General features: G+C 43.1%; 10 protein-coding genes. 6 read left to right on the top strand and 4 right to left on the bottom strand.

Annotated features, from left to right (window positions below; translation table 11 throughout):
- Nucleotides 1-6: 6 nt before the first annotated feature.
- Nucleotides 7-237: a hypothetical protein gene (locus V7K97_RS02015; protein ID WP_334799032.1), complete on the top strand. Its 231-nt coding sequence runs from the start codon at nucleotides 7-9 to the stop codon at nucleotides 235-237.
- Here the strand turns inward: V7K97_RS02015 and V7K97_RS02010 are convergent.
- A complete protein-coding gene (locus tag V7K97_RS02010; protein WP_334799031.1) occupies nucleotides 234-494 on the bottom strand; it encodes an SDR family NAD(P)-dependent oxidoreductase in 261 nt (86 codons plus the stop codon). The two genes, V7K97_RS02015 and V7K97_RS02010, sit on opposite strands and share 4 nt — an antisense overlap.
- Nucleotides 495-1,218: 724 nt before the next feature.
- On the opposite strand from V7K97_RS02010, the gene V7K97_RS02005 reads away from it, so the two are divergent.
- A complete protein-coding gene (locus V7K97_RS02005) occupies nucleotides 1,219-3,420 on the top strand; it encodes a PAS domain S-box protein (protein ID WP_334799030.1) in 2,202 nt (733 codons plus the stop codon).
- Nucleotides 3,421-4,498: 1,078 nt separating this feature from the next.
- Here the strand turns inward: V7K97_RS02005 and V7K97_RS02000 are convergent.
- Nucleotides 4,499-4,819: a hypothetical protein gene (locus V7K97_RS02000; protein ID WP_334799029.1), complete on the bottom strand. Its 321-nt coding sequence runs from the start codon at nucleotides 4,817-4,819 to the stop codon at nucleotides 4,499-4,501.
- Nucleotides 4,820-5,076: 257 nt separating this feature from the next.
- On the opposite strand from V7K97_RS02000, the gene V7K97_RS01995 reads away from it, so the two are divergent.
- Nucleotides 5,077-5,988 carry a phosphodiester glycosidase family protein gene (locus V7K97_RS01995; RefSeq protein WP_334799028.1) on the top strand — a complete coding sequence of 304 codons (912 nt, stop codon included), beginning with the start codon at nucleotides 5,077-5,079 and terminating at the stop codon, nucleotides 5,986-5,988.
- A 178-nt stretch (nucleotides 5,989-6,166) separates the two neighbouring features.
- On the opposite strand, the gene V7K97_RS01990 is transcribed toward V7K97_RS01995, so the two are convergent.
- Nucleotides 6,167-8,350, bottom strand: coding sequence for an amylo-alpha-1,6-glucosidase (locus V7K97_RS01990; RefSeq protein ID WP_334799027.1), 2,184 nt, complete (start codon nucleotides 8,348-8,350; stop codon nucleotides 6,167-6,169).
- Nucleotides 8,351-8,481: 131 nt separating this feature from the next.
- On the opposite strand from V7K97_RS01990, the gene V7K97_RS01985 reads away from it, so the two are divergent.
- The 3 genes from V7K97_RS01985 (at nucleotide 8,482) to V7K97_RS01975 (ending at nucleotide 11,115) form a co-directional block, all read left to right on the top strand.
- The gene (locus tag V7K97_RS01985; protein ID WP_334799026.1) at nucleotides 8,482-9,093 is read left to right on the top strand and encodes a peroxiredoxin; all 612 of its coding nucleotides are present in this window, start codon (nucleotides 8,482-8,484) and stop codon (nucleotides 9,091-9,093) included.
- A gap of 762 nt (nucleotides 9,094-9,855) precedes the next feature.
- Nucleotides 9,856-10,392 (top strand): peroxiredoxin family protein, encoded by a 537-nt coding sequence (locus V7K97_RS01980; protein ID WP_334799025.1) that lies wholly within the window; start codon nucleotides 9,856-9,858, stop codon nucleotides 10,390-10,392.
- 57 nt (nucleotides 10,393-10,449) lie between these two features.
- On the top strand, nucleotides 10,450-11,115 hold the full coding sequence (locus V7K97_RS01975; protein WP_334799024.1) for a glutathione S-transferase family protein: 666 nt from the start codon (nucleotides 10,450-10,452) through the stop codon (nucleotides 11,113-11,115).
- A 456-nt stretch (nucleotides 11,116-11,571) separates the two neighbouring features.
- Here V7K97_RS01975 and V7K97_RS01970 read toward each other — a convergent pair whose 3' ends face one another.
- A complete protein-coding gene (locus V7K97_RS01970; RefSeq protein ID WP_334799023.1) occupies nucleotides 11,572-13,944 on the bottom strand; it encodes a CHASE2 domain-containing serine/threonine-protein kinase in 2,373 nt (790 codons plus the stop codon).
- Nucleotides 13,945-14,376 lie beyond the last annotated feature (432 nt).

Raw genomic sequence — 14,376 nt, 5'->3', positions numbered from 1 at the left:
TGAATCATGTCAAGAATTAAATTTACCCAATTTATCGGGGTGGGGGTGTCTAGAACGTTTTCCTACCGAGAAGCTGTTAATGGTGAAGAAGGCAGGAGGCAGGAGGCAGAGATTTTGGAATGGGTCTTAAACCCAAGAAGAGTCTGGTCGCGGCAGGAAATAGAGGGCAGTTTTCCTCCTGCCTCCTGCCCTCTGTCTCCTGCCTTCATTGATAAATGGAGCGATCGCATTAATTAATTGATAATAATGTCGAGTCGCGGGTAAAACTGGCAAACGTGTTGGGTAAATTGCTCAACACTGTGGAGATGGCGCAAATCGAGTCCGTAAAGTTGCAACCGATGTTGCCATTCTAGAAAATCTGGCTCTGCTGCATACTTTTTTGCTGCGTCATGGGGAAAACGGCTTGTTGCGATCACAGTTGCACCATCTCGCAACAGCCTCAACGCTACCCCATGACCAATCTTTACCCTGGCTCCTGTGACAACGGCAATCATACCCCGTAAATCAGCAGTTTGCTGACGCTTGCTGAAATTAAGATTTCCACAGTGACATACTCCCGATGCTGCCCTTCGGGACAGCGCGGGCTTCTAGGTGACTCCCGGCAACCCGTCGGACATTTCCCTAGCTTTAAAAAGGACGGGATGACCCTCCGCCCTGTGTTTTATATTTCGCGCCGCGTTGTGATCACGGCAATAACTAGCACCACTTAGTTGGAACTAAAAAGCCATCACCGTTGCAAAGCCGAGCCATTTCTGGAATAGGCGCGGCAAAGCTTGGTGATGCACATTGGGCAGATAAAATTACCGATTGCTACAGGATTAGCAAAAGAATTAACAAAAAGCTAAAACGAATCACATATCCCAGAAATGGGGTTGTGATCTGTCGGAAATAGCTCAACACAGAGTCCAGTGTAAAAGTTATGACCCTGTAAAAAAGTTGTCTTGCAGACAATACGTGGTTTGGTCATTAAGTGATTTTTGGTATTATTGCCTACTCTCTGTTAATAGGCAATTTATCTGATCTAAACTGCATTGCCCACATTACTGTAAAAATGAATTTATATTAAAAATTAGCGGATTTATTTGTGACTATTATGTATAAATCATCATCCCAAGAAATCCATATATTTACAACTTTAACAGATTGTATTTTGCTACCAGTGTTATCAAAATCCTTCAAGCATTGTCGGTATTTTTTTTTAATGTTTAATCTTAACTGATGCAAGTAATCTGCGGCAGAAGGGGCGATCGCATGAACAAAAAATCCTATAGAGTCCAAAAGCTGAAAGCAATATTCGTCCTAGCATTGGCAGTTGTATTGACTAATGCTGTAGTTTCATATAGCAACACTGTTAAACTGATTCACAAGCAGCAAGAGGTGACATACTCATATAAAGTTATTACTCAAATTGAAAGTATCCAATCTACCCTTAAAGATACTGAAACTGCACAACGTAATTATCTAATTACAGCAGGTGCAGATGATTTACAAATCTATCTTGCAGCTGCTCAACAAACTAATAGCAATATTCAGATTCTCAGTAAGTTAACTGCTGATAACCATCATAAGCAGCAGTCGATTTCTTTGCTGAAGCCGGAAATTACCAAGAGACTCAACATTCTGCAACAAGAAATTTCCCTCAGACAAAACCAGGGATTAAAAGCAGTTCGGCAGCTAATGTTATCTGATAAAGATCAGCAAATTGGCAAAGAAATCCAACAGCTAATTCACGACTCTTTAAAGGCGGAGCAAAATTTATTGCAGCAGGGAATGCAGCAGTCACAAGCAAGTTCCCAAAAGGCGATAGTGACATTTTTTATCGCTGCTGTTGTAGATTTGGTGCTGGTGGCGCTGCTGTATGATTTGTTGTGGCGTTATATCAGACAACTTCAGCAGACGGAGGTGGCCTTACGCCAAAGTGAAAATCGTTTACGAGCCATGATAGATGCAGAACCAGAATGCATTAAATTAATTGCCAGGGACGGCACCCTTTTAGAAATTAATGCAGAAGGGCTGGCAATGATGGAAGTGGAAAGTGCTGATGTCTTGATTGGTAAACCAATTGATGCCGTAATTGTGCCAGAGTATAAAGCAGCCTTTGCGGACTTGCATGAAAGTATCTGCCAAGGTAACAAGGGGACTTTGGAGTTTGAAATCATTGGATTTCAAGGCACCCGCCGTTATATGGAAACTCATGGCGTACCACTGCGTAACGAGTCTGATGGGACGTTCATCCATTTGGCACTGACGCGAGATATAACCCAGCAAAAACAGGCACAACAGAAAATCCGTGAACAAGGGTTGCTGCTGGATGTATCAACTGACGCGATTCTGGTACGAAATATCCACAACCAAATCTTGTTTTGGAATAAAGGCGCTGAACGTCTGCACGGCTGGAAGGCTGAGGAAGTTGTGGGTAAGAATGTTTTGCAGCTTTTGTATAAAGAGATTTCACCACAGCTAGAAGATGCTTACTTAAGGGTAATGAATACGGGTGAGTGGCGGGGTGAGTTGCATCAACTGACAAGGGAAGGCAAAGTAATTATTGTTGAAAGTCGGTGGATGCTGATCCGAGATGATAATGGACAACCCAAATCCATTTTGAGTGTGAACACCGAAATCACGCAGCAGAAACAACTGGAAGCTCAACTTGTGCGATCGCAACGTTTGGAGAGTATGGGCACTCTAGCTGGCGGTATCGTTCATGACCTCAACAATATACTATCTCCAATTTTAATGGCAGTTCAACTGTTGCAGAAGAAATTGCCCGATCAGCAGAGTCAGCAAATACTGCAAACTTTAGAAAATAATGTTAAACGCGGCGCTAATTTACTCAAGCAAGTTTTGTCCTTTGCACGGGGTATTGAAGGTAAACAGACAATTGTCCAAATTCAGCCTTTGATGGCAGAAATTGAGCAAATTATCGCTCAAACATTCCCCGAATCCATCATTTGCCAAATAGATATCCCCAAAAATCTGTGGTACGTGCGTGGAGACACAACTCAATTACATCAGGTGCTGATAAATTTAGTAGTTAACGCCCGCGATGCTATGCCCAATGGCGGGATTTTAAGGATTGCGGCGGAAAATCTGGTAATTGGTGAACATTCTGTCCAGATAAATATTGATGCGAAAGCGGGTTCTTATATTGCGATCGTGGTGACGGATACTGGTATGGGGATGTCGTCGTCAGTCCAGCAACGGATTTTTGAACCATTTTTCACCACCAAAGAGATAGGGAAAGGTACAGGTTTAGGACTTTCCACAGCGTTGGGCATCATTAAGAATCACGGTGGTTTTGTCAATGTTTACAGTCAGGTAGGCAGAGGTACTCAATTTACAGTTTACTTCCCTGCCTTAACATTCAGAGACACACATTCACTATCTCCAGAATTGGAATCAGTTATAAAAGATAGCTAATTTATTTTGCTGGTTAAAATATCACAGACTACAAAAATCATATCAACCAAAAATTTCTATACACGCTAAAAATTGCTTAATAGAAATAAAAAATATCAGCTAATATGATATGCCGTTATAACTATTGTCTTGTCTGGACTATATACACACTCGACTCTTGGGTATTCGTTATCGAACAGAATTCAGGAGTCAGGAGTCAGAATTCAGCAATGTTTTCTGTACGACTGGCGGATGAATAATCGGGTTTAATACCCCCACTAAATTTTTAATTTAGTGGTCTTCAATCAGTCGCGGGTCTGAATCCCCGACTGATTGATTCTGACTCCTGAATTCTGACTTCTGAATTCTTCTTCAAGAATCCACCATACTTTTATTCTATTAGACTGTGCAGGTGCGCTACCTGAGATTGAATACCCTGCCTGAGTCATTAAGGTTTCAAAAGTATTTGAGTCGAGAACCGTACAAGTGAAGTACTCCGGCTTGCTTCGCTGAAGCCGGAGCTTCAAAGATAACAACCATCATCGTTTCGCGTCTCATTCGTCGTTGCCACGTTGGGTATATCACTCTTGATATTCGGGACTAAACCCGATAATGGTCTTACACAGCGTTTCTGGTATTGCTACCTTTATCTTCTCAGGAAGAACCCGCGCAGCCGTCCGCCTTCGGCAGACAGTTTTATTACTTTTTCGTACACCCCTGTGTGGCTTATTTTTTACCGCAGGGCGTAACCATACGAACCAGTGACCGAGGTCTTTCCCCCTTTCTCTCGCTCTTAGTCTAGGCAAGCGTATTACCGCTACTGTGGCCGTTTGTTATATGAGTCGAGTGGGTGGGTCAACAACCATTTATATATTCCCATAGATATATCCACACTACAGACATATTTATGAAAACAAAGGAAGTACATATTCGTATATCAGAAAAGCGTTTCAACAAACTAAAAAACCATGCCACTTTCAAGGAAAAAACAGTGACTCAAATGATTGAAGATTACATTGACAAATCGCCTAGCCACAAGATTGACGACTCCTTATCCCCACCCTATGAGTACATTGAGGGTGGGGACTTCCGCGATACGTTAAAAGCTGTTAGTCCCTGTATCTGATGTCTGTTTAGGGTCATAGCTACCCTGGTAAGTCGTAATAATTCTATATCCTGGTAATACTAAAGCAATTCCAGTATTACTGTGAATTTTACCAGGATATTTATAGGGAATATCATCTGGTATGCTCCCACCAATGCGAAAACTAAAGCCGAGTAGCCATATATACAAACCAGGTAGTAGTAAATCCATGCTATATGCAATAGCTCTCATTGCCTCATTTTCTTTGAAAGAAGGAGAATTTCTGGCTATAGCGAATTTTTTAGAGATATTTTTCAGGTTTGTAATTTCTAACATGGTCTTAGTTTCAGTCCCGGTGAGGGGATTTAGTAAGTTTGAAGCGTTTCAATCCCTATGAAGAGTAAGGTGTTTTGCAACTTTCTTAGATTTTACCATGTATACTTGCTAAAATCGTTAACTTCTGCGTGTGTTTCTGCTACACTACGCCCTAAGCCATTTCGCTCAGTTGGGCGTGTGTAGACGTTCCAAAATTCAATCAAGTTTTGCGGTATGATATGCAACTTTGTTTGAGCTAACCACAAGCGGGTTTAAATGTGAGAAAAATCAAACTACTGGCTTTGATATTAATTAGTTTAGCAATGGTGTTGTGGTTTAATTTGCATTCCTCAACACCATCAATATCAACTGTTGCATCTTCACCACCAAAAACTATCCGCTACTTCGAGCGCACTTTGCCCCAAAGCATAGCTCATATAGTGTTAATTCCAGCCAATAGCAGATTTTTGGTAACTCCGGCATTATCACAGAAGGTAGCCACTGTAGAGGAATTTGCCCAAAAGCATCGAGCCGTAGCTATTTTGAACGCAGGCTTTTTTGACCCAGCCAACCAAAAATCTACATCTTATATTGTTGTACAACGAAAGTTGGTAGCTGACCCCAAGGAAAACGAACGGCTGGTGAACAATCCCAACTTGAAACCTTATCTGGATCAAATATTTAATCGCACAGAATTCCGCCGCTACTTATGTGGGCAAATTATCAGCTATTCCATTGCTTTACATAGTCAGTCACCACCAGCAGGTTGTCAGTTAGTCGATGCGATAGGTGCTGGTCCACGCCTATTACCAGAACTCACGTTAGTAAAAGAAGGCTTTGTGGATAATGCCAATAAACGAGATGCACTTGGCAGCAACCAACCCAATGCCAGAACTGCTGTGGGTATCACCCGTGATGGCAGCGTTATTTTAGTTATGGTGGCTCAAAAACCCTCGGCTGCCGCTAACTCTGGGGTGTCGTTGCCAGCATTAGCTAATTTTATGAAAACTCTTGGTGCTGATCAAGCGATGAATCTGGATGGAGGGAGTTCATCTTCGCTTTATTACAATGGCAAAACCTTTTACGGGAAGGTTGATTTGGAGGGAAATTATATCAAGCGTCCGGTGAAGTCGGTTTTGCTGGTTCAGGAAAACTATAGCGGTTCTCGCTTGGGTGCATTACAGTTTTGACCTCACTTCCATTCCTCTCTCCTTTTAGGAGAGAGGCTTTGAATCTTACTCCCCTTCCCGCACTTCTGCTACGCGAACGTAGGGAAGGGGCTGGGGGTTAGGTCTGTATTGCAGTCAACAGAGAAGCGATCGCCCCTTCAGATACAATACACTTGGCACTAATATTCAAGACTCAGCACTATTGAATGTGGCGGATTACTTCACCAACTGACCAAGCTTGAGCGATCGCTCCTCTGGGTGTGTGAGGTGAATCGCCATCAAAAATCTCAGAAATAGAACCAAGACAAGCGTCAAATAGGAAGTGATCTAGCAGGGGTTTCCAATCAAAAGGCAGCGCTTGTTGTGGATAAAAACGTTGCCAAGCCCGAATATATGGCCCAATTAGCCAAGTCCAAACAGTGCCTTGGTGATAAGCGCGATCGCGTCGCTCTTGGTTGCCCTCGTACTTCCCTTTGTATTCGGGATCTCCTGGATCGAGACTGCGAAGACCATAGGGGGTGAGCAAGCTGGTAGTTGCCAAATCTAATATCTGACATCCTTGCTGTTCGGAAAACCCACAATGATGTAGCGACAGTGCTAAAACGGCATTGGGGCGAATTTGAAAATTCCGGCGATCGTCCGGCTCAATCGTATCGTATAGATAACCTAGCTGAGGATTCCAGAACTTTTGCAGCGAGGTTTTTATATGTCGTGCTTGTTGAGCATAACGCTGTGCTTGCTTAGTGAGACGGGCTGGCGAGCCATACTCAAGCTGGCTCAAGCGCTCCGCCCACTGACTCAGCCAACATAAAGCAGAATACCACAGTGCATTGATTTCCACTGGCTTCCCGTGACGGGGTGTGATGGGGTGTGACCCAATTACCACATCCATCCAGGTGAGGGCTACACCACGAGCATCCCAACTAACTAGCCCATCAGTAGCATCGACTTGGATATTGAAATGTGTACCACCCATAAATGCTTTGTAGATTTGCTGTACTACGGGAAATTGCTCTGCCAAAAAATCCCAGTCTTGGGTAGCTTCTAAATAAAGTCCTAAAGTTTCAATCCACCACAACGCCGCATCAATACTATTATAAATTGGTTCGCCATTGACATCAGGAAATGCATTAGGAATCAAACCGTGGCGACAATAATGCCCAAAAGTTCGCAATACTCCTTTTGCCAAGTCAAAGCGCTGTGGAACTAGCGCCAACCCCGGTAAGGCGATTAATGTGTCACGTCCCCAGTCATTAAACCAGTGATAACCAGCAATGACTGTCGGGCCTGCTATTGAGGCTCGATAGACAATAAACTGATCGCTTGCTTTGAGTAGTTGTTGCCAGATTGGAGATTGGGTATTGGGTATCCCTTCTCTACGAGACGCCGTTGGCGCAGCCTCTCGTAGAGAAGTATTGGGCATTGGGAATTGGGGATTAGGGATTAGGAATTGGGAATTGGAAAACTCTTCCCCAGTCCCCTCTTTACTCCATCCAAAAATTTGTGAGAGCCTTTCTTGCTCTAACTCTAGAGATTCTGCAAAGGTTTCGGGGTTGAGAACAGCTTGCACTGAGTCGGGAAAACCTACTCGTGCTTCTAGAGTCACCGTATCTCCTGGTTGGAGTGTGACTATCAAGTAACCAGGACTGTGGAGGTCTTCTTTGTCGCCTAATCCGCGTTTCGTCTCCTCAGACAATCGATAATTCCAATACCAAACTGCATCTGGTTGATAATTTCCTTGTGTCCAGCGCAAGTGCCAAGGTATACCGAAATGCCCAGAATGGATTGCTTGCAGACAGACTTGCTGTTGCCCTAGCAATTGTGAGAACTTTAATTCTTCACTAGCAGTCTGCTGGTGGTGAAAGTCACGTTCTGCTATCAACAGTCGCAACCGTAAAATCGCTGTATCACTTCCCTCGTAGTGATACTGGATTAAAATCCGATGGCAAAATTGGGCAGGGGCATTGGGCATTGGGCATTGGGCATTGCTTATCTTCCCTTGTGCCCACTCCCCAGTCCCTAGTCCCCAGTCCCCAGTCCCGACCAAACCAATTGGCATCACCAACTGTCTGGTTAACTGCCAGTTATCTTTACCCCAAGTCCATTTTGGAACTGGGTTAATATCAAAATGACGTAGCAGTTCGTAGCCTGTCGGCTCAATCTTACCGTTACCCCAAAAATTTGTGCCCAGTGGCACGACGTTTCCTAATACTTCCAAGCTAGCTTCTAGGTGCGAAAACAGCAGAGTCCGCCCAGAAGGTGGGTTTGTTGCCGCAAACAGCCAACCATGATAAGTGCGCGTGCGGACACCAGAAACAGTACCGCTAGCAAAACTTCCCAAGCCATTAGTAAGCAACCATTCTCTTGTATCTAAATCAGGCATTTGCTACTCAAAATCGTTATGAGTATGATATAGTCGTAACAGATCGTAACTAAACTGTGAGAGCGTGGATGGGTGAGTTTTACTTGACCCGAATTCCAACGCTACTAAACCGATAAAGGAGAATTAGGTTAATGTCCCTTACTTACGGAACCGAAGGAAGCCTCCGCGTTGGTCAGCAAGCTCCCGATTTCACAGCAACGGCTGTGGTAGATCAGGAATTTAAGACAATCAAACTTGCCGATTATCGCGGGAAGTATGTCGTCCTGTTTTTCTACCCACTAGACTTTACCTTTGTTTGTCCCACTGAAATCACAGCATTTAGCGATCGCTACGAAGAATTCAATAAAATTAATACGGAAATCCTTGGGGCTTCCGTTGATAGTGAATTCTCCCACCTCGCTTGGATTCAAACAGATCGTAAGTCTGGTGGCGTTGGCGACCTGAATTATCCTCTAGTCTCTGACATCAAGAAAGAGATTAGTGCCGCTTATAACGTTCTTGACCCAGCAGCAGGCATTGCCTTGCGTGGTCTATTCATCATCGATAAAGATGGTATCATACAGCACGCTACCATCAACAATCTAGCTTTTGGTCGCAGCGTTGATGAAACCCTGCGGACATTACAAGCAATTCAGTATGTTCAGTCTCACCCCGACGAAGTTTGCCCAGCTGGTTGGCAACCTGGTGACAAGACAATGAATCCTGACCCAGTGAAGTCTAAAGTCTACTTCTCTGCTGTCTAAATTTCTCGGTTCTAGCAAACTCTAATTCATCCTGTTGGAGTTGAGAGCAAAATCAATGAAAACCACAGATAAACAGAGGTATACATTAAACAATGTCAAGCTCGGTATTTATCTGTGGTTTTTTGACTAAATGGTATTTAAATAATTATTGTTAAAAAAATATATATCAGTTTTAACAATGATTGTAAAAGATGCAGTGAACAAAAGATTATCTAATATAGCGGTTCTCAGTTGAGTGAAGTTCAATAACCCCACCTCCAACTCCCTAAGAGGTTGTTTGAAAAGTGGTTGGTTGTAACTTTTGGCACTGATTAATCCCCCCTAACCCCCCTTAAAAAGCAGGGCTGATTCATTCCCTAAAAGGCTCTGATTTACAAGCGTTTCAAGCAAAAAAGTCAGGTGACTAAAAAATCTGATTGGGCGAGAAAATCGCGTAGGCGTAGCCCGTCGTAGACATCGCACTGAAATTTACTCGTTGAGGTGGTATCTTTTCGATAACCAAATCAAGCAAATTTCTGACTTATACTATTGACAAAATCTCTAAGAGATCGAATGAAACAGCCCTGCCTTAAAAAGGGGGAAGAATCAAAGTCCCCCAATTTATCGGGGGATTTAGGGGGATCTAGAACTTTTTGCTACCGATAAGAGGACTTTTTAAACAACCCCCTAAGAGCAAGGGAAGAGGGGACTATGACTAACTCATATAATTAGGAAACGCTATAACTCTTTGACAATCCAAAATCTAAAATCCAAAATTGTATCATGCTTACTTCAACTGATTTTAGTGGTTTATTAAATAAGCGATTCTTCCGCAATTTTTTACCAGTTCCAGCTACTAATAAACTCAGGCTGGAAGTGGGAACACCAGACTTTCAACTGCCAGATATTACCAACGGAACTTTAGTAAAATTGTCTGATTATAAAGGCAAGCAACCAGTATTACTTGCCTTGACTCGCATCTTTACCGAAAAACAATATTGTCCCTTTTGTTTTCCTCACATCAAAGCTTTGAATGAGAACTACGAAAAATTTAAAAATCGCGGTATAGAAGTTTTACTAGTTACTAGTACTGATGAACGGCAGAGTCAAATAGTTGTGAAGGATTTAGGCTTAAAAATGCCATTGCTGAGTGATCCCATCTGTCGAGTATTTCGTACCTATCAAGTAGGACAAGCATTGGGAGCGCCTTTACCAGCACAGTTTGTATTAGATAAAGAAGGGAAACTCCGCTATTGGCATTTATTTTCTTTTCTGGATCACAATGCCGATGTTGAGACATTGTTAGAACAATTCAATTGAGTATCAGGTGTAAAATTGGCATTGTCCGCCTTACTTATAAAGCTGTGAGGTTTTCTCGTGCTGACACTTTACCACACCCCGATTTCTCCCAACTCACGCCGCGTCTGGATTGCTCTACTAGAAAAAGGACTTGAGTTTGAATTAGTAGAGATCAAAGTGGATGGGGAGCAGTTTAAACCAGAGTTTTTGGCAATTAGCCCCTTCCATCACATTCCGGCGTTGGTAGATGACGGCTTTAATATAGTTGAATCTTTAGCAATTTTGGACTATTTAGAGGTAAGATATCCAACACCTGCGATGTTGCCTAAAGATGCCAAGGATTTAGCGATCGCACGCATGGTACAACTGGTAACTGTAAATGAACTTTTGCCAGCAACGACCACATTTTTACCTCAGTTTCTAGGCTTACCTGGAGGAGATCCAGAAAAAATCAAGACGGCACAGCAAAAAATTGCCACAGTGCTGAAGTTTTTTGAAAATTTATTAGACGATCGCCCTTACTTTGCTAGTCACAACCTCACTTTTGTCGAAATTGTAGCTGGAACTGTAGTAACGCGGTTGCCGAGAGTAGGCATTTCCTTAAGTGACTATCCCAAACTAAGTGCTTGGTGCGATCGCTTGATTGTACGTCCATCGTGGCAAGCTACCGAGCCTACACCGGAGGCAGTAGAAGCGTTTAAGTCCATCGTGGTGGCGAGAATTGCGCGGCAGAATCCAGGGTAAATCCATCAGCAGTAGAGATGCGAAGCGGTACTTTGTACCGCTTCGCATCTCTACAATCAAAAATATAGCGGTTCTCACTTGGATGCAATACAGTTTGACCTCACTTCCATTCCTCTCTCCTAAAAGGAGAGAGGCTTTGAATCTTACTCCCCTTCCCTATAAGGGAAGGGGCTGGGGGTTAGGTCTGTCTGTATTGCACTCAACTGAGAACCGCTATATTCACAGCATTACTTGCAGCAAATGACTGCGGGGGTTATAATGCACGCTGTATTTTTGGCGCTGCGCGTCTCAAAATACATTTTTTACCTTTATTCATAAATAAATTTACTTGCTCTAAACCCGTTTGGCAGAGGGCAAAAAATATATTTTCTTCCTCCTGCCTCCTGCCTCCTGCCCTCTGCCTTTCTTCGGTAATCTAACTTAGAAATAATCGAGCGATCGCTATTCCTTTTGCATCTAATAAGGAGTTTCTGAGGATGGTTTTGAGCAAGATTTTGTGGTGGTACCTAATTCATCTAAAGTATTCATTAATAAATCATCTTCTGCTGTGGGATGTCTACTTTCAGAATTTACGGAATTATCCAGAACTTGAAGAGCTTCAATAGCCTCAAGAGCCTCTGATGCAGACTGATATCGCTGTTTGAAGTCAACCAGCACCATTTTACTGAGAATTTTCGCTACGGAGTGGCTTACCTGAGTGCGTAGTTTACCGCCGTAGGCATCGCACCATCTAATCTCCCCATCACTATCTCTATCTAGCTCACGGGGTGCTACACCAGTCAAGGCTTTAATTCCAACCATACCCACTGCATAGATATCACTACTGTAGTGTGGACGGCCAAAACATTGCTCGCTTGGTGCGTAACCCTGAGTCCCAATGCCAATGGTGAAGGGGATTTGCTCTTGAGTATCAAGCTGTTTTGTGCTAACTTCTTTGACTGCTCCAAAGTCAATCAATACCAGTTTTCCGTCTGAGTGTCGCCGAATGATATTGCTGGGTTTAATATCCCGGTGAATTACGTTGTTTTTATGAATAAATGTTAATGTTTGCAATAAATCCCTAACAATTTTGATCGCGGCAATTTCTTCAATTGCTCTACCTGCTGGGAGTTCCTGATTTAAAGTATGACCAATTATCTGTTCTTGGACTAAATAAAATTCTTCATCTTCTTCAAAATATGCCAAAAGTTGAGGAATTTGATTGTGCGTTCCCAATTTTTCTAGTGTTTGCGCCTCTGAGTTAAATAAACGTCTGGCAAGTTGCAACCCTTCTGATTTGGTGCTGGCTGGTTTGAGTTGTTTGACAACACATCGTGGATTCCCAGGACGTTGGGTATCTTCGGCAATGTAGGTTTCGCTAAATCCACCGGAACCGAGAACTTTGACAATTTTGTAGCGTCGAGCCAGTATTTTACCTGACAAGGCTAAATCTCGTTGCTGGATTAGGTCTTGAAAGTCATCTTGTTGGCTGATAATCTCTTGGACAACTGGGGAAGTTTTATACTTCTGAAAAATGTCTACTAATTGGCGTTTTCTAATGCTTTCCCTCACTACCGAGGTTCCCAGGTAGGAAAGTCCGGTCATCGCGATCGCGATCATTGGTATAGTAGTCGGAAAAATTAACTGACCATAGATAAAGAACCCATAGCTAATTCCTCCCCAAGCGCCAGACAGGGCGAGGCTATAGAGAAATCTATTGATACTACGCTTGCGTCTGCTAATCATCAAGGTTGTACTGCTAACTAGCACTAGCACAAACAAACCCTGCAACGGTGGACTGTTGATTCCTGAGGCGATGGCTTTACCTGACATCAAAGTGGCGATGGCATTGGCGTGAATTTCCACGCCGGACATCGGTTCAGTACCAATGCTTGCAGCGACTGGATAATAATCATTGTTTAACTTATCTGTTCCACCAATCAGCACGATCTTGTCTTTGAACACCTTTCCCTGTTGCAAATAGGTGTTCCAGTTTTGCGGATCGAGTACGTGCCAAAAGGGTATTTGCTCAAATGTACCCGCACGACCCCAAAAATAAATGCGATCGCCCTTTGGTCGGGGATAATTTACTTGTGCTGCCCTGAGCGCTGCTTCATCAAAAGAAGGTAGCTTATCGATTAAACTATCTTCAGCTAAGGACTTAGAAAACTCACTCGCCAATCGGTGAACTTTACCATCCACCTCCACGGGGAAATTAACTGAGCCAATGGATAGTGACCCTGTGCGAAACATTCGTTGTGGTCCTGTCAGTTGCGTAAAAGACCCTTGGTGCGTCTGGGAATTTTCGTAGATAGCCGCTAAGGTAACTTTGCTGCCATATTTTTGCAATGTTGCCTGGAATTGGCGATCGTCAGAAACTCCATAACTACTGGGGGTGTTAAAAACAACGTCTAATGCTACAGAGCGGGCACCTGCTTTGATTAATTTTGTGATGACTTGGGAGTATGCAGCACGTTGATAAGGATAAGATTTCAGTGTTTCTAGGTAGGCGTACTGTTTCGGATCTGTTTTATAGTACTGTTCGGGAACTGATATTGACTGATCATCTATTGCTAAAATTACAATGTCTTCTGGAGGCACAATCGGCCCACGCAGTTGAAAAAAGCCAGAAAGCACCTGATTTTCCGTCAATTGAACCAATCCCCAACCAGAAGCAGTCAACAGTGCTGCCCCTATTGTCCAAGCGCCGGCGAGGAGATGACCTAAGCGAACCATCCACCTGGACTGGCGAGCTGATGCTGTCGAAGTTACTTTTGTCGGTTTACTTGACAGTCTATTGGCAGCAGAGACATAGTTTTTAGTTAAGGTAGATGTAGGTTCTTCTGCCATATCGTGTTACTGATTGATTTAAGTCCAACACTTTTATTTATTCAGACCACGTTTTAGTGTAAGCACATTCAAATAAGACTTAAATGACAATCTTATATATTTGTAAAGTATCTTCTATTCATCAACAAACTTTTATTGGCAGAGCCAGCCCCCAAGAGATTCTACTCAAGCACTGCCTAACTTATTCTTTTTCTATTGAGTGAGTTACAACTAGTGATTGTCTCACAGATTAGAGCCAGATATACTCTGCCTGTGCATTTCGTTACTGGGAGATTTTACCCTAACCTAACCAAACAAGTATGCTCCTAACTGGGTACTCTACCTGAAGCTGTCCCAAGACCGTCTTCTGTGTCTGGCGCAATATTGGTAATCCTTACAAAGGGTGTCCTGATACTGAAAGCAAAACCTATAGATAGGCATTAACTCATATCC

The organism is Nostoc sp. (assembly GCF_036917815.1).
GTDB lineage: Bacteria > Cyanobacteriota > Cyanobacteriia > Cyanobacteriales > Nostocaceae > Nostoc.
Note: the sequence above shows the minus strand (reverse complement) of the source record. Positions and strands in the feature narration are given on the sequence as shown.

Excerpts from the sequence above, each read along its gene's own strand:
- V7K97_RS02015 (WP_334799032.1), top strand. The coding sequence starts at position 7 with ATGTCAAGAATTAAATTTACCCAATTTATCGGGGTGGGGGTGTCTAGA.
- V7K97_RS02010 (WP_334799031.1), bottom strand. The coding sequence starts at position 494 with ATGATTGCCGTTGTCACAGGAGCCAGGGTAAAGATTGGTCATGGGGTA.
- V7K97_RS02005 (WP_334799030.1), top strand. The coding sequence starts at position 1,219 with ATGCAAGTAATCTGCGGCAGAAGGGGCGATCGCATGAACAAAAAATCC.
- V7K97_RS02000 (WP_334799029.1), bottom strand. The coding sequence starts at position 4,819 with ATGTTAGAAATTACAAACCTGAAAAATATCTCTAAAAAATTCGCTATA.
- V7K97_RS01990 (WP_334799027.1), bottom strand. The coding sequence starts at position 8,350 with ATGCCTGATTTAGATACAAGAGAATGGTTGCTTACTAATGGCTTGGGA.
- V7K97_RS01985 (WP_334799026.1), top strand. The coding sequence starts at position 8,482 with ATGTCCCTTACTTACGGAACCGAAGGAAGCCTCCGCGTTGGTCAGCAA.
- V7K97_RS01980 (WP_334799025.1), top strand. The coding sequence starts at position 9,856 with ATGCTTACTTCAACTGATTTTAGTGGTTTATTAAATAAGCGATTCTTC.
- V7K97_RS01970 (WP_334799023.1), bottom strand. The coding sequence starts at position 13,944 with ATGGCAGAAGAACCTACATCTACCTTAACTAAAAACTATGTCTCTGCT.